Origin of the sequence: Streptomyces sp. NPDC029526 (genome assembly GCF_040637405.1) — a bacterium.
Lineage (GTDB): Bacteria > Actinomycetota > Actinomycetes > Streptomycetales > Streptomycetaceae > Streptomyces.
The window spans coordinates 83,631-101,442 of the sequence record NZ_JBEZWE010000012.1; the positions used below are offsets into that span (position 1 = coordinate 83,631).

The following is a 17,812-nucleotide window of genomic DNA, read 5'->3' on the forward strand; positions in this document are numbered from 1 at the left end:
GCGGGCGCGTGACCCGCCGGCGGCGGAACGGGCGTGCGGGCTACCGGTTCGGGGGCGTGCCGTCGATCGGGCGCCCCAGGACGCCCGGACGCTTCTGCCAGGGCAGCGGCCCGGCGGGCGGCCGGTGGGCGACCCCGAGGGCGGCCAGGCGCCGGTAGTGGGCGTCCATCCGCCGCTCGAAGCCGGCGAAGTCCCGCTCCTCGGGGGCCGGCAGGGCACTCCAGGCGACCTCGGCGAGCGCGCACAGCCGGGGGTACAGCTGGTAGTCGACGCGGGCCCGGTCCTCCGTCACCTCGCTCCACAGGTTGGCCTGGGTGCCCAGCACCCGCTCCGCCTGCTCGGGCGTCAGCTCGGCGGGAACGGGTTCGAAGCGGTAGACGTCCTCCAGGGTGCGCACGTACCCGATGGGCACCGGCTCGTCCGGGCCCGCGTCCTGACGGTGGTCCAGGTACACCTGCTGCTCGGGGCACATGACCACGTCGTGGCCGGCGCGTGCGGCGGCGATCCCGCCCGCACGGCCGCGCCAGGAGGACACCGCGGCGCCGGGGGCGAGGCCGCCCTCCAGGATCTCGTCCCAGCCGATGAGCCGGCGTCCGCGTGCGGTGAGCCAGCGGTCGAAGTGGCCCGTGAACCACGCCTGCAGCGCGTCCTCGTCCGCGAGTCCGAGCCGGCTCAGCTGTTCCTGCGCGGCCGGCGAGGCGCGCCACTGGTCCTTGGGGCATTCGTCGCCGCCGAGGTGCACGAACGAGGAGAACGGGCTGCCGGCGTCCGCCGGGAACAGGTCGAGGACTTCCTCGAGCACCTCCTCCAGGAAGCGGAGGGTGGTGTCGGTGGGGGCGAGGACGTTGGGGTTGATACCCCAGGTGTCCCAGACGGTCAGGGCGGTGGTGTCCACGACGTCGGAGTTGCCCAGCTCCGGGTAGGCGGCGATGGCGGCCTGGGAGTGCCCGGGCACGTCGATCTCGGGGACGACGCCGATGTGCCGGTCGGCGGCGTAGGCGACGATCTCCCGGATGTCGTCCTGGGTGTAGAAGCCGCCGTGCGGACGGTCGTCCCACAGCGGTGAGGCGCGGTGGCCGATCTTCGTCCGGGACCGCCAGGACCCGATGGTGGTCAGCCGCGGGTGGCGGCGGATCTCGACGCGCCAGCCCTGGTCGTCCGTCAGGTGCAGGTGGAGGACGTTGAGTTTGTGGGCGGCCATCAGGTCGAGGTGGCGCAGCACGTCGTCCTTGGGCATGAAGTGCCGCGCCACGTCGAGCATCAGACCGCGCCAGCGGAGGCGGGGGGCGTCCTCGATCCTCTGCTCGGCCAGGCGCAGGGGCCGCCCGTGCGGGCGGACGGGGGCCCGGCGGAAGGCGTCGGGGCCGAGCAGTTGGCGCAGGGTCTGGGCGCCCCAGAACACCCCGGCCGGGCTGCCGCCGGTGATCTCGGTGCCGGTGCCGGCCTCGACGGTGAGCCGGTACGCCTCGGGCGGGAGGGTGTCGTCGACGCGCAGCCGCAGCCCGTCGGGGGCGTGCTCGGGGCCGGGGCGCAGCGGCAGGCGCAGGGCGGCGCCGAGGGTGGAGCGCAGCCAGCGCTCGGTGGTGCCGGTGCCGGGTCCGGCCCACAGGGTGGTGGCGTCGGTCAGGTCGACGGTGCCGTCCCGAGGGCGTTCGACGGCCGACGGGGCGGGCAGGAGTTCGGTCGGTGAGGTCACGTCAGTCCTTTACCGCGCCGCCCGGTCCGACGACCGGACGCCGCTGCACGAGTACGGGGGAGACCGGTACGGGGATCGCCGTCACCGTGGACGCCGTCGTGACGCCGCCGTCCCGGTCGGGCTGTCCGGTGTGCGGAGGACGAGCAGAGCCGTCGGGCGGGTCGACGCGCACGCGAGGGCGGCGGGGACGGCCGGGTCGGCCGCCGGCCGGACGGGCGGCTCCATGAAGCTCCTCCGGGTGTTGCGACATGCGCAATGACGGTTCCGCTCTGCACAACACCCCGGAGGCTAGGGAGCGGGACCGCGGGCCCACAAGAGGTCTCCACCACTCTGTGACCGGCGGACGCACACCGCGCAACACGCAGGCGCACAAAGGGCAGCACAAAGGCCCCCGGAGGCGTGCGCACACGCTCCGGGGGCCCGGGAAGTCCGTCGTGGGCGACCGGCCGGGGGACGGGCCTACTTGTCGCCCTTGCCCTTGCCCTTGTCCTTGTCGTCGCCGGAGCCCATGGACTCGTAGATCTCCTTGCACATGGGACACACCGGGTACTTCTTCGGGTCGCGGCCGGGCACCCACACCTTGCCGCACAGCGCCACGACGGGAGTCCCGTCGAGGGCGCTCGCCATGATCTTGTCCTTCTGGACGTAGTGGGCGAAGCGCTCGTGGTCACCGTCGCCGTGGGAGGTCTGCGGCGTCGGCTCGACGAGGGTCCCCGTACCAGTCCCGCGCTCGGGCTCAAGAGTGCTCATGGAAGAAAGGGTACTGAAGGTCACAGGCTTCAGTTGAGCGACGGGTCGTCCGGATACGTCGCGACCATCGCCAGCTCGTTGCGCTGGCGGCGGAGCACTTCGCGCCAGAGCCGCTCCGGCGCCGGTGAGGAGACGTCCCCCGGCTCCGACTCCACCACGTACCAGGCGCCCTCGGCCAGCTCGTCCTCCAGCTGGCCCGGGCCCCAGCCCGCGTAGCCGGCGAAGATGCGCAGCGAGCCGAGCGCCGAGGCCAGCAGCTCCGGCGGCGCCTCCAGGTCCACCAGGCCGATCGCACCGTGCACCCGGCGCCAGCCCAGCGGCGCGGCCCGGTCCCCCGGCTCCCCGGGGACGACGGCGACGCCGAGGGCGGAGTCCAGGGAGACGGGACCGCCCTGGAAGACGACACCGGGCTCGCCGGCCAGGTCCGCCCAGCCCTCGAGGATGTCACCGACGTCCACCGGCGTCGGCCGGTTCAGGACCACGCCGAGCGACCCCTCCTCGTCGTGGTCGAGGAGGAGCACCACCGCACGGTCGAAATTCGGGTCCGCCAGGGCGGGGGTGGCCACGAGCAACCGCCCTGTGAGCGAGGACACCTCGGTCATGGCAGACATGATCCCGCATCCGCCCGCCCGATGGGGAGGCAACCGGTGCACGGGAGTGGACGCAGCTCAGGGCGGCCCGGTGCACCCGGGGCGCACGGCCGCGCCGGTGACCGCCCGTGGCCGCCCCCGGACGGTTCGTGTTGTGACGGATTCATGACGTGGCCGGACCCCGTCCGGGCATACAGAAGCGGGCCCGGGGCCGACTACCCTGTGCCTTTCGGCCCTGCCCCAAACACCCCACGGAACGCGAGATCCATGACCGTCAACGGCGCTGATGACGTACTGCTGGTCCACGGCGGAACCCCGCTGGAGGGCGAGATCCGGGTCCGCGGTGCGAAGAACCTCGTACCGAAGGCCATGGTCGCCGCCCTGCTGGGCAGCGCTCCGAGCCGGCTGCGCAATGTTCCGGACATCCGTGACGTCCGCGTCGTACGCGGTCTGCTGCAGCTGCACGGCGTGACGGTCCGTCCGGGGGAGGAGCCCGGCGAGCTGGTCCTCGACCCCACGCACGTGGAGAGCGCCAACGTCGCCGACATCGACGCCCACGCGGGCTCCTCGCGGATCCCGATCCTGTTCTGCGGGCCGCTGCTGCACCGCCTCGGTCACGCCTTCATCCCCGGCCTCGGCGGCTGCGACATCGGCGGCCGGCCCATCGACTTCCACTTCGACGTGCTGCGGCAGTTCGGCGCGACCATCGAGAAGCGGGCGGACGGCCAATACCTGGAGGCCCCGCAGCGGCTGCGCGGCACCAAGATCCGGCTGCCGTACCCGTCGGTGGGCACGACGGAGCAGGTGCTGCTGACGGCGGTCCTCGCGGAGGGCGTCACCGAGCTGTCCAACGCCGCGGTCGAGCCCGAGATCGAGGACCTGATCTGCGTCCTGCAGAAGATGGGCGCCATCATCGCGATGGACACCGACCGCACCATCCGCATCACCGGCGTCGACAAGCTCGGCGGCTACACCCACCGCGCCCTCCCGGACCGCCTGGAGGCCGCCTCGTGGGCGTCGGCGGCGCTGGCGACCGAGGGCAACATCTACGTCCACGGCGCCCAGCAGCGCTCGATGATGACGTTCCTGAACACCTACCGGAAGGTGGGCGGCGCCTTCGAGATCGACGACGAGGGCATCCGCTTCTGGCACCCGGGCGGGCAGCTGAAGTCCATCGCGCTGGAGACCGACGTCCACCCCGGCTTCCAGACCGACTGGCAGCAGCCGCTGGTGGTGGCGCTGACCCAGGCCACCGGCCTGTCGATCATCCACGAGACGGTCTACGAGTCCCGGCTCGGCTTCACCTCCGCGCTCAACCAGATGGGCGCGCACATCCAGCTGTACCGCGAGTGCCTGGGCGGCTCCGACTGCCGCTTCGGCCAGCGCAACTTCCTGCACTCCGCGGTCGTCTCCGGCCCCACCCGGCTTCAGGGCGCCGATCTGGTCATCCCGGACCTGCGCGGCGGCTTCTCCTACCTCATCGCCGCCCTGGCCGCCCAGGGCACGTCCCGGGTCCACGGCATCGGGCTCATCAACCGGGGCTACGAGAACTTCATGGAGAAGCTGATGGAGCTGGGCGCGAAGGTCGAGCTGCCGGGCAAGGCACTGGGCTGACGGCGACCTCCCGGCCGGGCGGGGCGCTCGTCGGCCGACGGCGCCCGGCAGTCCGTCACGGGCGCCCGTCGCGGCGCGCGTGCCCCGGCCGGCGCCCAGGGGCCCGGCTTGACGGCCCTCGCGCGCCGACGCGCCGCCCGTCGCCCGGACGCGGTGCCCGTCGGCCCCGCCGGCGCCCGGCACCCGTCGCCCCGGCCACCGGCCGGGTGAGGACAAGCAGAAGGGGCGGCCACCCGGACCGGGTGGCCGCCCCTTCGGGCGTCACTGTGCGCCGTACGCCGTCCCGGGACGTACGGACGTCAGGATCACTTGCCCTTGGCGGCTTCCTTCAGCTTGGAGCCCGCGGAGACCTTCACGCTGTAGCCGGCCGGAATCTGGATCGGCTCACCGGTCTGCGGGTTGCGGGCGGTGCGGGCGGCACGGTGGGTGCGCTCGAAGGTGAGGAAACCGGGGATGGTGACCTTCTCGTCGCCCTTGGAGACGATGTCGCCGACGACGTCGGCGAACGCGGCCAGCACGGCGTCGGCGTCCTTGCGAGTCACCTCGGCGCGGTCGGCCAGCGCGGCCACCAGCTCACTGCGGTTCATGTTGTTACTCCCGTGTTCTTCTTGCTGTTGAGGCGAGCCACGCGGCGGGGCCGCATGGTGCGCACGGCCAGGCCGATGCTGCCAGGGCCCCGGAAAAGGCCCGGAACCCGGGTCCGTCATCCGGACCCACGCGCCACTGGGGGTGCCCCCGGACGTAGTCCTTGGTGAAGCATCCTGCCTCTACCTGCGGCGGGAATGCCAATCCGGCACCCGCATGCGCCGTGAGTACACCCGTGGGAGTCACCCGACGGAGCGCCCCGCCCTCCCGGGCGGTGACGGCGCCGCCGTCCGCCGGCGGCCGCGGTCGGCAGGAGACCGGTAGCTCGTACCGGCCGCCACCCTAGAGGGCACCGGCGCCGCGCGGGTTCCACGACGCGCCGCTCCCGGCGCGCGTGGCGATCCTCACAGCGCCCGCGCCCCGGCGCCTACGCCCCCGGGCGCGCCTCGTCGGCGGCGGCCTCGCGCACCGCGCCGGCGACCGCGCCCGCGACCTTCTCGTTGAACACGCTGGGGATGATGTAGTTCGGGTTCAGCTCGTCCTCGGTGACGACGTCGGCCAGGGCCTGGGCGGCGGCCAGCATCATCCCGGTGGTCACCGAGCTGGACTGGGCGTCCAGCAGGCCGCGGAAGACACCCGGGAAGACCAGCACGTTGTTGATCTGGTTCGGGAAGTCCGACCGGCCGGTGGCCACCACGGCGGCGGTCTGGCGGGCGATCGCCGGGTCCACCTCGGGGTCGGGGTTCGCGAGCGCGAAGACGACCGCGCCCTCGGCCATCGCGGCCACGTCCTCGGCGCCGAGGACGTCCGGCGCCGAGACGCCGATGAAGACGTCCGCGCCGCGCACCGCCTCCTTGAGGGTGCCGGTGAGGTTCTCCGGGTTGGTGTGCTCGGCGATCCAGCACAGCGTGGAGTCGGGCGCGGCCTGCTTGAGGTCCTCGCGGCCCGCGTGCACCACGCCGTGGATGTCGGCCACGACGGCGTTCTTCACCCCGGCGGCGAGCAGCAGCTTCAGGATGGCCGTGCCGGCCGCGCCGGCGCCCGACATGACGACGCGGATGCCCTCGATCGACTTGCCGGTGACCCGCAGGGCGTTGGTCAGAGCGGCGAGGACGACGATCGCGGTGCCGTGCTGGTCGTCGTGGAAGACGGGGATGTCGAGGGCCTCGCGCAGCCGGGCCTCGATCTCGAAGCAGCGCGGCGCGGAGATGTCCTCCAGGTTGATGCCCGCGAAGCCGGGGGCGATGGCCTTGACGATCTCGACGATCGCGTCGGTGTCCTGGGTGTCCAGGCAGATCGGCCAGGCGTCGATGCCCGCGAACCGCTTGAACAGGGCGGCCTTGCCCTCCATCACCGGCAGCGCGGCCTGCGGGCCGATGTTGCCCAGGCCCAGCACGGCGGAGCCGTCCGTCACGACCGCAACGGAGTTGCGCTTGATGGTGAGGCGGCGGGCGTCCTCGGGGTTCTGGGCGATGGCCATGCAGACCCGGGCCACGCCGGGCGTGTAGATCATGGACAGGTCGTCGCGGTTGCGGATGGGGTGCTTCGCCTGCATCTCGATCTTGCCGCCGAGGTGCATCAGGAAGGTGCGGTCGGAGACCTTGCCGAGGACGACGCCCTCGATGCCGCGCAGCTGCTGGACGATCTGGTCGGCGTGGGCGGTGGAGGTGGCGGCGATGGTGACGTCGATGCGCAGCTTCTCGTGGCCGGAGGCGGTGACGTCGAGACCGGTCACCGAACCGCCTGAGGACTCCACGGCGGTGGTGAGCTGGGACACGGACGTTCCGCTCGCCGGCACCTCCAGCCGGATCGTCATCGAGTAGGAGACGCTGGGCGCCGTTGCCATGGCCGACTTCCTCTGCTTTTTCCGTTACTGCGCCGCCATGTCCCCACAGCGGCGCGTCGTGCTGTCCGATCGTCGCACCTACCAGCGAGTACGCGGTAGCCGCCTCGGATTGCGAACGTTGTGTTCGCGGGCCCGGGACCACGAGAAGAGGCCCACGTCACTGGTGACATGGGCCTCTCGGACGATATGGGCGACACCGACCCGCCATGCTCGCCTCGCGGCAAGTGGTCGCTCGAAGCGACGAAGGTTGGGCCCGGGGGCTTGGATCGGGCCGGTGTCACGTCCAGGCTAACAAACGGATCGCCGTCGGCCATTCCCGCGCGGGGACGAATTTCCCGCGCGGTCCCTCAGTCCCGCAGCAGGTCCGGGACACCGGCCGCGTCCGGCTCGTCGCGCTCCCCGGAGACCACCGTGAGCTGCTGGGTGGCGCGGGTCAGGGCGACGTACAGGACGCGCAGGCCGGCGGGGGACTCGTCGGCGATCTCGGCCGGGGAGACGACGACCGTCGCGTCGTACTCCAGGCCCTTGGCCTCCAGGCTGCCCAGGGCCACCACCCGGTCGCCGAGTCCGTCGAGCCAGCGGCGGGCCTCCTCGCGGCGCTGCATGGCGACGACCACGCCGATCGTGCCGTCGACCCGGTCCAGCAGGCGCTCCGCCTCGGCGCGCACGGCCTCGCCGAGCGGCCCGCCGGCGACCGCGAACCGGGGTTCCACGCCGGTGGAGCGCACCGCGCGGGGGGCCGCGGAGCCCGGCATGGCGAGGGCGAGGACCCGGGAGGCCAGGTCGGCGATCTCGGCCGGGTTGCGGTAGTTCACGGTGAGCTCGAAGCGGCGGCGCGGCCGGGAGCCGAGGGCCTCGTCGCGGGCCTCGGCGGCCTCGTCGGGGTCGGACCAGGAGGACTGGGCCGGGTCGCCGACGACCGTCCAGGTGGCGTGCCGGCCGCGGCGGCCCAGCATCCGCCACTGCATGGGGGTGAGGTCCTGCGCCTCGTCGACGATGACGTGCGCGTACTCGACGCGTTCCTGGGCGAGCCGCTCGGCGCGCTCGCGCTGGGTCTCCTCGCGCACCGGCATCAGCTCCTCCAGGCCGGTGAGCTGGTCCAGCGGGTCGAGTTCGCGCCGCTTGCGGGGGCGGGCGGGGGTGCCGAGGAGCGCGTGGAGTTCGTCGAGCAGGGCGACGTCGTGCACGGAGCGGCCGTCGCGCTTCAGGGAGCGGGCGACCCGGCGGACCTCGCCGGGGGTCAGGACGCGCCGGGCCCAGCGGCCGAGGCGCCGCTCGTCGGCCATGGCGTCGAGCACGGCGGCCGGGGTCAGCTCGGGCCACCAGGCGTCGAGGAAGGCGAGGAAGTCGTCCTCGGAGGCGATGTCGTCGTCGAAGGAGGAGCGCAGTTCGGCGGCGAGCTCGGGGTCGGTGTGCCGGGTGCCCGCGCCGGAGCGCTCCCACAGCGCGTCGAGCAGCAGCTTGCGGGCGCGCGGGCGCAGCAGGTTGACGGGGGCGGTGCCGCCGAGGGCGGCGCGGCGGATGCCGGCCAGGTCGTCGGCGTCCAGTTCCAGGCGGCGGCCGAAGGCGACGACCCGCAGCCGGTCCGGCGCGCCGTCCGTCTCCAGGGCCCCGCGGGCGGCCTTGCGCAGCACCTTGAGCATGCGGGCGGAGCCCTTGACGCGGGCGGTGGCGGGCGTGTCGTAGAGGGTGGCCTCGGCGCCCTCCACCAGGGAGCCGAGGGCGCGGATGGCGACCTGGCCCTCCTCGCCGAGGGAGGGCAGCACGCCCTCGGTGTAGGCGACGAGCAGGGGGGTGGGCGAGACGACGAGGATGCCGCCCGCGTACCGGCGCCGGTCCTGGTAGAGCAGGTAGGCCGCCCGGTGCAGGGCGACGGCGGTCTTGCCGGTGCCGGGGCCGCCCTCGACGAGGGTGACGGAGGCGGCGGGGGCGCGGATCACCAGGTCCTGCTCGGCCTGGATGGAGGCGACGATGTCCCGCATGCTGTGGGTCCGGGCCTGGCCGAGGGCCGCCATCAGGGCGCCGTCGCCGACCACGGGCAGTTCCTCGCCGTCGAGGCACGCGGTCAGCTCGGGGCGCATCAGGTCGTCCTCGACGCCGAGGACGCGGCGGCCCTTGGAGCGGATGACGCGGCGGCGCACCACGCGGCCCGGGTCGACGGGGGTGGAGCGGTAGAAGGGGGCCGCGGCGGGGGCCCGCCAGTCGATGACCAGCGGGCTGTAGTCGCTGTCGAGGACGCCGATGCGGCCGATGTGCAGGGTCTCGGCGATGTCGGCGGTCCCGTCGGGCCTCACGGCGCCCTCGGCGGGCTCGACGGCGGTGTAGGCGCCGTCGGGGCCCTTCTTGCCGTCCTTGCCCTCGAGCAGGTCGATGCGGCCGAAGAGGAAGTCCTCGAACTCGTTGTTCAGCCGGTTGAGGTGGATGCCGGCCCGGAAGACCTGGGCGTCCCGCTCGGCGAGCGCGCCGGGGGTGCCGACCTGGCCGCGCCGGGCCGCGTCGCGCATGAGGAACTCGGCCTCGTCGATCTTCTCCTCGAGGCGCCGGTACACCTGGTCGAGGTGTTCCTGTTCGACACGGATCTCCCGGTCGCGGACGGAGTCGTGCACCGGTCCGACCGCGGATTCCTGTTGAGCCTGAGCGGCCACCGGGCCCCCTTCTGACGTGCTGGGCAGCCGTCAACCGTACGCGAAGGGGGCCGGGTGAGGCTACGCGTCCACTTCGACGAGCTGCTTGCCGTCGAAGTCCACCACGACGAAGTGGTCGATCTCGTTCATCTCGAAGGCCGCGCCGCCCTGGATGTAGAGCGGCTGCCGGGCCTTGTCCGTCTTGGCGTCGGGCACGCCGTAGCCCTCGGCCGGGACGGACCACGAGGTGACCGTCTCGCGCTCGCCGTTCTTGCCGACGGCGATCAGCGAGCACTTCTCGAAGCCCTTGAGGTTGCGCAGCTCGGTGACGGTGCCGGTGCCCCAGTCCTTCTCCTGGAGGGCGACGGTCACGGTGACCTTGGTGGTGGGGTCGGTGGCGGTGACCTTGTCGGGGATCTGTTCGAAGGCGTCCTTGGCCGGGTTCGCCGAGAGCGTCCGGTTGGTGTCGCCCCCGCCCCCGCCGTCTCCCCCGCTGTTCGCCGCGACGGCGACGAACGGACCGCTGACGATCAGCGCGCCGGCGGCGGCCACCATGTAGAAGTTGCGGCGGCGCTTCCTGGCCCTGCGCTCGGCGACCTCGTCGACCAGCTTCTCCACCACGCGCGGGGAGGGCTTGGCGGCCAGCGACTCACCGATCGACGGCGTGCCGGAGCCGGGCAGGTCCGCGAGCGCGGCCAGCATCGGTTCCATCCCGGCGAGTTCGTCGAGCTGCTGGGCGCACCACTCGCAGCTCGCGAGGTGCATCTCGAAGCGGCCCGCCTCGGCGTCGTCCAGGATGCCGAGGGCGTAGGCGCCGACGGTCTCGTGCTCGTTCGGCACCGGTGATCCCTCCATGGGAGCAGACATACCCGTACCACCCGCGCCGAATCCCTGGTTTCCCCCGTACACACCCATCACGCCGTCACCCCCCGCTCCTCCAGTGCCAGCTTCATCGAACGCAGGGCGTAGAACACCCTGGAGCGCACCGTACCGCTGGGTATCCCGAGCGTTTCGGCCGCCTCGTTGACCGTACGTCCCTTGAAGTACGTCTCGACGAGCACCTCCCGGTGGGCAGGTGTCAGGTCGTCGAGTGCGTCCGACAACGTCATCAGCCACAGCGCCTTGTCGATCTCGTCCTCCGCGGGGATGACCTCCAGCGGCGACGGATCGACCTCCTGCGGCCGGGCCTGCCGGCTGCGGTGGCCGTCGATGACGATGCGCCGGGCGACCGTCACCAGCCAGGGGCGTACCGAACCGGTCGCCCGATTGAGCTGACCGGCGTTCTTCCAGGCACGGATGAGCGTTTCCTGCACGACGTCCTCGGCGCGCTGCCGGTCTCCGGCGACCAGCCGCAGCACATAGGCCAGCAGGGGTCCGGCGTGCTCGCGGTACAGAGCACGCATCAGCTCCTCGTCAGGTTCCGAGGGCTGGGACGCGCGATGTCGGGCCCTCGTTCCACGTTCATTGGCCACGACGGAATCCTTGCGCACGCCCACCTCCGGTGTCCGGGGGATCCCCCAGTCGGTCGCTCGACTACCGGTACGCAAACCAAGTGGCGGGTGTTCAAACCGTGGTGGCACTTTTCTGCGGGCCGACGTGACGAGGGAGGACATGGAGCCACATATTCCCCCCGTGCTCTTTACATTTCCGACACACCTGACGGGAGGGGGCCCGCTGCCCGCACTCCGGAACCGGCAAACGGGGTGTAAGCAACGTCACTTCGGGGTGGCGTGCACACAAGCCGCATACGGGACACGGGCGCTGCGTGCGGGTCCCGCGGGTGCACCGGGGCGCGGCGCGCGGACCTCCCCGCACGCCGTTTCCGGGACCAGGCGGGGGTGGTCAGGCGCGGGTCAGGGCGGCGGCGCGGCGGCGGTGGCGGGCCACCCGCTCACGGTTGCCGCAGACCTCACTGGAGCACCAGCGCCTCCTGCGCCCCCGGGACGTGTCCACGTACACGATGGGGCAGTTGTCCCCCTCGCACTGGCGCAGGCTCGCCCGCGCCACCGGATCGGTCAGCAGGTCCACCGCGTCCCGGGCGATCGCGCCGAGCAGGGCGCCCCGCCGGGGCGGACCGTCCAGGCGCCGCACCAGCGTGCCGTCCGCCCCCGCCACGGCCCGCGGGGCGGGCGGTGCCACGCGGGCGAGTTCGTTGACCCGGGCCAGCGCGAGGTCGTGCGCGGGACGTCCGGGCACCGGCCGGCCGCGCAGCAACGGCACGAGCAGGCCGCGCAGTTCACGGAACGCGGGCGGCCACGAGGCGTCGGCGTGGGCGAGCGAGGTGCCCGGCGGCACGAGACCGGAGCCGGTGATCCAGGCGCGCAGCACCGCCAGGGAGTCGAGCCGTTCGACGGGATGCGTGGTGGCGAGCAGGTCCAGACACACCCGTCCGGTGTCGAACCGCAGCTCGTGGGACGCCGTGGCCGTGCCGAGTGCCATGAGCCTGTCACCGCCTGGGGTGCGCCCCGGCCGGGGCCGGTGCGGCGCGAGCGAGGGGGCCGGGGAACCGTCCTTCTACAGTGCCCGTCCCCGTGCCCGCCCGGAAGCCCCCCGGGGCCCTCCGCGGCCGGCGCCCCGCTCAGGAACCGGCGTACTTCTCCTCCGCCCGCGGGTCCAGGGCGAGCCGGTAGCCGCGCTTGACGACGGTCTGGATCAGCTGCGGGGCGCCCAGGGCCGCCCGGAGCCGGGCCATCGCCGTCTCCACGGCGTGCTCGTCCCGGCCGGTGCCGGGCAGCGCCCGCAGCAGGTCCGCGCGGGCGACGACCCAGCCGGGCCGCCGGGCCAGCGCCCGCAGCAGGGACATCCCGGCCGGCGGCACCGGCCGCAGGGTGCCGTCGACGAGGGCCGCGTGCCCGCGGATCTCCAGCCGGTGCCCGGCGACCGGCAGCGAGCGGGCGCGGGCGGGCAGGTCCCGGCAGAGCAGCTGGACCAGCGGGCCGAGCCGGAAGCGCTCGGGGTGCACGGTGTCGATGCCGCGGGCCTGCAACGGCAGCGCGGTGACCGGGCCCACGCAGGCGGCCGGCACGTCGTGGCCGAGCGCGGCCAGCAGGTCGTCGAGCCGGCCGCGCTCCTCGGCCCGGGCCAGCAGCGAGGCCGCGGCGGGCGCGCTGGTGAAGGTCACCGCGTCCAGCGTGCGGGCGACGGCCGCGTCCAGCAGCCGGTCGAGGGGGCCGAGGTCCTCCGGCGGCAGCCACCGGTAGACCGGCACCCCGATCACCTCCGCTCCCCCGGCCCGCAGCGCCTCCACGAACCCGGGCAGTGGCTCCCCGTGCAGCTGGATCGCGACGCGCAGCCCGTCGACGCCCTCCGCCAGCAGCCGGTCGAGCACCTCGGCCATCGACTCCGAGGACGGCGACCACTCCTCACCGAGCCCGGCGGCCCGCACGGCGCCCTTCACCTTGGGGCCGCGGGCCAGGATCCGGGCCCCGCGCAGGGTGGTCAGCAGGTCCTCGCCGAGGCCCCAGCCGTCGGCGGCCGACATCCAGCCGCGGAACCCGATCGCGGTGGTGGCGACCACGATGTCCGGGGCGCGGCCGATGATCTCCTTGGTGGCGGCCAGCAGTTCGCCGTCGTCGGAGAGCGGCACGATCCGCAGGGCGGGCGCGTGCAGCACGACGGCCCCGCGCCGCTCCAGCAGCGCGCCCAGCTCGTCGGCCCGGCGCGCCGCGGTCACGCCCACGGTGAAGCCCGCGAGGGGCCCGTGGGCCGGTGGCTGCTGCTGTTCGTCGTCCATGGCTCTCGTCCCGGGATCGAGTCGGCGTACCGCGGGGAGGCGCGGCTCCGCCTCCCCGCCGTCCGAGCCTGTCAATGATCCATGACGGGCTCGGATCGGCTGCGTGTCACCAGTGTTACGTCATACGTCGGCGTAGCTGACCTGCGGGTTCCGCTCGGGGGCGGTTTCCGGCCCGGACGGCCGGGCCGCGGGGCGACGGCGCAGGTATACGGCCCAGGTGACCGCGCAGCAGACCGCGTAGCAGGCGAGGAAGGCCACGAACGCGCCGGTGCCGGAGCCGTGCGCGAGGAAGGACTGGCGGAACGCCAGGTTGATGCCGACCCCGCCGAGCGCGCCCACCGCCCCGATCAGCCCCATGGCCGCCCCGGACAGCCGCCGCCCGTACACCGCCGCCTCCTCCCCCGTGAGCCCCCGGGCCAGCGCCTTCGCCCGGAAGATGCCCGGGATCATCTTGTACGTCGACCCGTTGCCGAGGCCGGTCAGCACGAACAGGACGACGAAGGCGGCGGTGAACAGCGTGAGCGACTGCCGGGTGGAGGCGGCGATCAGCACGGCGGTCGCCGCGCCCATGGCCACGAAGGTGCCCAGGGAGATCCGGGCGCCGCCGTACCGGTCGGCGAGCCACCCGCCCAGCGGCCGGATCAGCGACCCGAGCAGCGGGCCCAGGAAGGTCACGTACGCGGCCTGGAGCGGGGTGCGGCCGAACTGGGTCTGGAGCACCTGCCCGAAGGCGAAGCTGTAGCCGATGAACGAGCCGAAGGTGCCGATGTAGAGGAAGGACATGATCCAGGTCTGCGGGTCCCGCGCGGCCTCCCGCACGGCGCCGGTGTCGTTGCGGACGGAGGCGAGGTTGTCCATGTGCCGGGCGGCGAGCACGGCGGCGACGACGATCAGCGGGATGTAGAGGCCGAGCAGCACGCGCGGTCCCCCGCCCGCGCCGATGATCGCGAGCGCGGCCAGCTGGATCACCGGGACGCCGATGTTGCCGCCGCCGGCGTTCAGACCCAGCGCCCAGCCCTTCCTCCGCAGCGGGAAGAAGGCGTTGATGTTGGTCATGGAGGAGGCGAAGTTGCCGCCGCCGATCCCGGCCAGCAGGCCGACCAGCAGGAACGTGGAGAAGGAGGTGCCCGGCTCCATCACGGCGAAGGCGGCGACGGTCGGCACCAGCAGCAGCCCGGCGCTGATCACCGTCCAGTTCCGCCCGCCGAAGACGGCGACGGCGAAGGTGTACGGCACCCGGACCACGGCACCGACCAGGGTGACCACCGAGGTCAGCAGGAACTTGTCGGCCGGGGTGAGCCCGTACTCCGGGCCCATGAAGAGCACCAGCACGGACCACATCGTCCAGACCGAGAACCCGATGTGCTCGGACAGCACGGAGAAGAGGAGATTGCGGCGGGCGATCCGCTCCCCGGTCCGCTTCCAGAAGGTCTCGTCCTCCGGATCCCACTGCTGGATCCAGCGGTTACTGCGGGCTGTCATGACGCCTCCACGGTGTTCCACAGCTCGGTCGTGCCGAACGTAGGGAGGGGGCGTTTCAGGCCGGGGGGCATGTGGATGACCGTGCGGGAACGTTGCCCTCACCCCCCGATGCGCCGGGGTGAGAGGCCGCCGTCATGCCCGCGGCCCGGCTCCCCTGGTGAGTGGGCCGGGCCGCGGCAGTGCTCCGGTCGTCCGTCGTCCGGACGGCGACCTACTCGTCGGACCGGACGCGCCGCACCTCGTAGCCGTACTCCTTGTCGGGGTCGACGGCGAAGTACAGCACCGGCCGGTCACCCGTTTCCTTGACTTCGAGCAGCGCGGACTGGCTGTCGTCCGGGAACGAGCCTCCCGCGCGGAACCCGAGCTCGACGGTGCCGCTCTCGTCGCCGTCGGCGAGCTCCCACTCGCCCCCGCCGGAGAGCTTGCCCTCACCCGGCGGGGGGTCGGCGAAGGCGAAGACGACGGCACTACGGGGAATGCCCGACATCTCGAACCGCCCGTCGGCCCGGAACTCCACCCTTCCGCCACCGGCGCCCGTCCATACGCCGATGACCTGCCGGGAACTGAGCTCGCCTCCCTCGTCAGCCCCGCACCGCACCAGTGCGAACAGACCGATCACGCAGAGCCCGAGGACGACCGCGACGGTGGTGCACCCACGAAGTACCTTCATGCCCGCCTACTGGTGGATCGTTTCCTGCCATCTGACGTCGACGCGGAACCCGGCGAAGTAACCGCCCATGTACTGCGGTGCCTCATGGAACCCCTCTTGCCACGCCTGATGGCCCGGGACGAATGATGCGTTGTTGATGTCGGTCCACGCCCTGTATTCGACAGTCAAAGTGTCTCCCTTTTGACGATCTCGTAGTCGAGAGCGTGAGAGCCCAGGAGGCCCTGAACCTTGCGGTCCCTTGCCGACGATCAGCCCGCCCAGGCGTTCCTGCCGGGTCCCGTCGGCGCCGGGGCGGTGACGGGTGTTTCCGGTGGCGGTGCCGTCGTAGGTCCCGCTCAGGGCGCCCAGCGGGCCAAGGTCCCCGGCCTCGAGCGGGTAGGGCGGGGCGCCGATCGGCACCAGGTAGTTGAACAGCTTGACCAGGGCCCGGAGCCCGCCGCCCTGGCCAGGGTCCTCGCCCGGGAACGGGACAGTCGATCGACTATCTGTCGGGGCCCGTCCCGCAGCTCGACACCGTGCAGCTGGACACCCACCACGGGTGCGAATTCGTCGACGCAGAAGCCCAGTTGACGAAGTACCGTTCCGTACTCGACCGCATGGAGTCGAACGCCCTCAAGCCCGCCGCATCCCGCGACCTGATCCACCGCATCGCCCAGGAGACCTGAGAGAGGCACTATGTCCGATCACGCTTGGCGCAAGTCCTCCTACAGCCCGGATGCTTCCAACTGCGTCGAAGTGGCCACCGCTCCCGCCACCGTCCTCGTACGCGACTCGAAGACCGCGCCCGGCCCCCGCCTCACCCTCTCCCCCGCCGCGTGGGCCGCCTTCCTCGCCCACCTGTCCAAGTGAACGGTGGGGCGTCGGAGTTGCCCGCTGTGGCCGTCAGCGCAGGGCATGACGTGCGGCGCCTCCGCTCTCACCCCCGGTGCGTCCTCCGTGGCGGCGGCCCCCTCGGCGTCCGTCCGGCCACAGGCGGGGCCGGCGCTTGGCGGCGAGGTCCTCGGCCCAGCCGAAGGCCACCACGCAGCCGGCGATCAGGATCCAGGTCAGGAGCAGCACCGGCCAGATGCTCTCCAGCAGCCAGGGCACATGGCGTTCCAGCGTCTCGAAGCCCCACAGCCGGTCGTAGAGGGTGGCGGCGGTCAGGATGCACACGTTGTGCCAGAGGTAGACGGTCACCGCGCGGGAGTTGAGCAGGGTGACCGGCCGGTCCCAGCGGCGCAGCCGGCGCGGCCACTCGCTCCACGAGGGGCTCAGGTGGAGGAGCAGCAGGACGGTGCCGAAGGACCACAGGGCCTGCGCCGGGGGGATGGAGTCCAGGTCGTGGCCGGTGCCGAAGCCGTCGCGGAAGGCGTACCACAGGCCCGCGCAGGCGATGAGCGGGGCCAGCGACGGCACCACGTACTGCGGCAGGCGCCTGAGGACGCCCTGCTGGTGGGCCATGCCGAGGATCCAGCAGGCGCCGAAGGTGCTGAAGTCGGTGAGCGCCGAGTCGACGCGCTCGCCCGGCAGGGAGATCCAGCCGAGGTGGAGCACGCCGGACAGTGCGAGCGGGGCGAGGATCGCCGCCCAGGGCAGCGCGCGCAGCAGCTTCAGCAGGTACGGGGAGAGCAGCACGAACCACAGGTAGGCGCGGAGGTACCAGAGCGGGCCGGCGAGTTCCGCGGCCCAGTCCTCGCCGAGGACGCCGTGGACGCCGGGCAGGCCCTCGGCGTACGGCGGGTCGCTGAGCGGCAGGATCCAGAAGCCGAGGTGGAGGAACCACCAGCCGGGGTGGCCGTCGTCGTCCGGGCTCCAGCCCTGGGCCAGCATGCCGGTCACGCCGATCGCGCCGAGCAGCCACAGCGGGGGCAGCAGACGGCGCAGGCGCCCGCGGACGACCTGGACGGCGGGCCGCTTCAGCGAGCGGGCCACGAGGTGGCCGGCCAGGGCGAACATCACGCCCATGGACGGGAAGAGGACGGGCAGCCAGGCCCAGCCCGTCAGGTGGTAGAGGACGACGCGGAACAGGGCGACCGCGCGCAGCAGGTCGAAGTAGCGGTCGCGCGCGGGAGGCGGTGCGGCCGGTCGAGCCGGGTCAGCCGGACCGGTCGGGTCCGCCGGTTCGACGGTCGGGGGCCCGGGCGGTTCGTCCGGGCCGGGGGCGCCGTCCCGGGGGGACGGCAGGCCGGTGGTCGTCATGCGGTGCGGGGCTTCCTGGTCGTGCCCCGGCCGACGGGCGC

Annotated in this window: 15 protein-coding genes and 2 pseudogenes; 3 read left to right on the plus strand and 14 right to left on the minus strand. The window is 73.0% G+C overall.

The window, feature by feature from the left end:
* Nucleotides 1-40: 40 nt before the first annotated feature.
* From AB0F01_RS23170 to AB0F01_RS23185, 4 genes and pseudogenes are all read right to left on the minus strand, one after another.
* Nucleotides 41-1,696, minus strand: coding sequence for a beta-N-acetylhexosaminidase (locus AB0F01_RS23170; protein WP_362098883.1), 1,656 nt, complete (start codon nucleotides 1,694-1,696; stop codon nucleotides 41-43).
* Nucleotide 1,697: 1 nt separating this feature from the next.
* A pseudogene (locus tag AB0F01_RS23175) lies at nucleotides 1,698-1,861 on the minus strand (carbohydrate ABC transporter permease); the annotation flags it as partial.
* 294 nt (nucleotides 1,862-2,155) lie between these two features.
* Complete coding sequence (locus AB0F01_RS23180; RefSeq protein WP_362098886.1) at nucleotides 2,156-2,446, minus strand: DUF3039 domain-containing protein; 291 nt, start codon at nucleotides 2,444-2,446, stop codon at nucleotides 2,156-2,158.
* A 29-nt stretch (nucleotides 2,447-2,475) separates the two neighbouring features.
* Entirely contained in the window at nucleotides 2,476-3,048 is a 573-nt protein-coding gene (locus AB0F01_RS23185) for a YqgE/AlgH family protein (RefSeq protein WP_362098889.1), read from the minus strand.
* A gap of 255 nt (nucleotides 3,049-3,303) precedes the next feature.
* Here AB0F01_RS23185 and murA point away from each other — a divergent pair, with 255 nt between their 5' ends.
* Complete coding sequence (murA, locus tag AB0F01_RS23190; RefSeq protein ID WP_362098892.1) at nucleotides 3,304-4,650, plus strand: UDP-N-acetylglucosamine 1-carboxyvinyltransferase; 1,347 nt, start codon at nucleotides 3,304-3,306, stop codon at nucleotides 4,648-4,650.
* Nucleotides 4,651-4,955: 305 nt separating this feature from the next.
* Here the strand turns inward: murA and AB0F01_RS23195 are convergent, their stop codons facing one another.
* The 9 genes from AB0F01_RS23195 to AB0F01_RS23235 form a co-directional block, all read right to left on the minus strand.
* Nucleotides 4,956-5,237 carry an HU family DNA-binding protein gene (locus tag AB0F01_RS23195; RefSeq protein ID WP_003990598.1) on the minus strand — a complete coding sequence of 94 codons (282 nt, stop codon included), beginning with the start codon at nucleotides 5,235-5,237 and terminating at the stop codon, nucleotides 4,956-4,958.
* A gap of 425 nt (nucleotides 5,238-5,662) precedes the next feature.
* Nucleotides 5,663-7,081, minus strand: a complete 1,419-nt coding sequence (locus AB0F01_RS23200; protein WP_362098895.1) for an NAD-dependent malic enzyme — start codon at nucleotides 7,079-7,081, stop codon at nucleotides 5,663-5,665.
* A gap of 347 nt (nucleotides 7,082-7,428) precedes the next feature.
* The gene (locus tag AB0F01_RS23205) at nucleotides 7,429-9,726 is read right to left on the minus strand and encodes a UvrD-helicase domain-containing protein (RefSeq protein WP_362098898.1); all 2,298 of its coding nucleotides are present in this window, start codon (nucleotides 9,724-9,726) and stop codon (nucleotides 7,429-7,431) included.
* A 60-nt stretch (nucleotides 9,727-9,786) separates the two neighbouring features.
* The gene (locus tag AB0F01_RS23210; RefSeq protein WP_362098901.1) at nucleotides 9,787-10,572 is read right to left on the minus strand and encodes a zf-HC2 domain-containing protein; all 786 of its coding nucleotides are present in this window, start codon (nucleotides 10,570-10,572) and stop codon (nucleotides 9,787-9,789) included.
* Between the two features lie 47 nt (nucleotides 10,573-10,619).
* Nucleotides 10,620-11,201, minus strand: a complete 582-nt coding sequence (locus tag AB0F01_RS23215; protein WP_164338096.1) for a sigma-70 family RNA polymerase sigma factor — start codon at nucleotides 11,199-11,201, stop codon at nucleotides 10,620-10,622.
* Nucleotides 11,202-11,547: 346 nt separating this feature from the next.
* The gene (locus AB0F01_RS23220; RefSeq protein WP_362098904.1) at nucleotides 11,548-12,144 is read right to left on the minus strand and encodes an ABATE domain-containing protein; all 597 of its coding nucleotides are present in this window, start codon (nucleotides 12,142-12,144) and stop codon (nucleotides 11,548-11,550) included.
* A gap of 139 nt (nucleotides 12,145-12,283) precedes the next feature.
* The gene (locus tag AB0F01_RS23225; protein ID WP_362098907.1) at nucleotides 12,284-13,438 is read right to left on the minus strand and encodes a uroporphyrinogen-III synthase; all 1,155 of its coding nucleotides are present in this window, start codon (nucleotides 13,436-13,438) and stop codon (nucleotides 12,284-12,286) included.
* 120 nt (nucleotides 13,439-13,558) lie between these two features.
* A complete protein-coding gene (locus AB0F01_RS23230) occupies nucleotides 13,559-14,920 on the minus strand; it encodes a nitrate/nitrite transporter (RefSeq protein ID WP_362098910.1) in 1,362 nt (453 codons plus the stop codon).
* Between the two features lie 211 nt (nucleotides 14,921-15,131).
* Nucleotides 15,132-15,590 (minus strand): hypothetical protein, encoded by a 459-nt coding sequence (locus AB0F01_RS23235; RefSeq protein WP_362098913.1) that lies wholly within the window; start codon nucleotides 15,588-15,590, stop codon nucleotides 15,132-15,134.
* A 458-nt stretch (nucleotides 15,591-16,048) separates the two neighbouring features.
* Between AB0F01_RS23235 and AB0F01_RS23240 the strand changes: the two are divergent.
* Both AB0F01_RS23240 and AB0F01_RS23245 read left to right on the plus strand, forming a co-directional pair.
* A pseudogene (locus tag AB0F01_RS23240) lies at nucleotides 16,049-16,255 on the plus strand (Scr1 family TA system antitoxin-like transcriptional regulator); the annotation flags it as partial.
* A gap of 10 nt (nucleotides 16,256-16,265) precedes the next feature.
* Nucleotides 16,266-16,439, plus strand: a complete 174-nt coding sequence (locus tag AB0F01_RS23245; protein ID WP_362098916.1) for a DUF397 domain-containing protein — start codon at nucleotides 16,266-16,268, stop codon at nucleotides 16,437-16,439.
* A gap of 33 nt (nucleotides 16,440-16,472) precedes the next feature.
* Here the strand turns inward: AB0F01_RS23245 and AB0F01_RS23250 are convergent, their stop codons facing one another.
* Nucleotides 16,473-17,771 (minus strand): acyltransferase family protein, encoded by a 1,299-nt coding sequence (locus tag AB0F01_RS23250; protein ID WP_362098919.1) that lies wholly within the window; start codon nucleotides 17,769-17,771, stop codon nucleotides 16,473-16,475.
* Nucleotides 17,772-17,812 lie beyond the last annotated feature (41 nt).

Coding starts and splice junctions, on each gene's coding strand:
- AB0F01_RS23180 (WP_362098886.1), bottom strand. CDS start 2,446: ATGAGCACTCTTGAGCCCGAGCGCGGGACTGGTACGGGGACCCTCGTC.
- AB0F01_RS23185 (WP_362098889.1), bottom strand. CDS start 3,048: ATGACCGAGGTGTCCTCGCTCACAGGGCGGTTGCTCGTGGCCACCCCC.
- murA (WP_362098892.1), top strand. CDS start 3,304: ATGACCGTCAACGGCGCTGATGACGTACTGCTGGTCCACGGCGGAACC.
- AB0F01_RS23195 (WP_003990598.1), bottom strand. CDS start 5,237: ATGAACCGCAGTGAGCTGGTGGCCGCGCTGGCCGACCGCGCCGAGGTG.
- AB0F01_RS23200 (WP_362098895.1), bottom strand. CDS start 7,081: ATGGCAACGGCGCCCAGCGTCTCCTACTCGATGACGATCCGGCTGGAG.
- AB0F01_RS23210 (WP_362098901.1), bottom strand. CDS start 10,572: ATGTCTGCTCCCATGGAGGGATCACCGGTGCCGAACGAGCACGAGACC.
- AB0F01_RS23220 (WP_362098904.1), bottom strand. CDS start 12,144: ATGGCACTCGGCACGGCCACGGCGTCCCACGAGCTGCGGTTCGACACC.
- AB0F01_RS23225 (WP_362098907.1), bottom strand. CDS start 13,438: ATGGACGACGAACAGCAGCAGCCACCGGCCCACGGGCCCCTCGCGGGC.
- AB0F01_RS23230 (WP_362098910.1), bottom strand. CDS start 14,920: ATGACAGCCCGCAGTAACCGCTGGATCCAGCAGTGGGATCCGGAGGAC.
- AB0F01_RS23235 (WP_362098913.1), bottom strand. CDS start 15,590: ATGAAGGTACTTCGTGGGTGCACCACCGTCGCGGTCGTCCTCGGGCTC.
- AB0F01_RS23245 (WP_362098916.1), top strand. CDS start 16,266: ATGTCCGATCACGCTTGGCGCAAGTCCTCCTACAGCCCGGATGCTTCC.
- AB0F01_RS23250 (WP_362098919.1), bottom strand. CDS start 17,771: ATGACGACCACCGGCCTGCCGTCCCCCCGGGACGGCGCCCCCGGCCCG.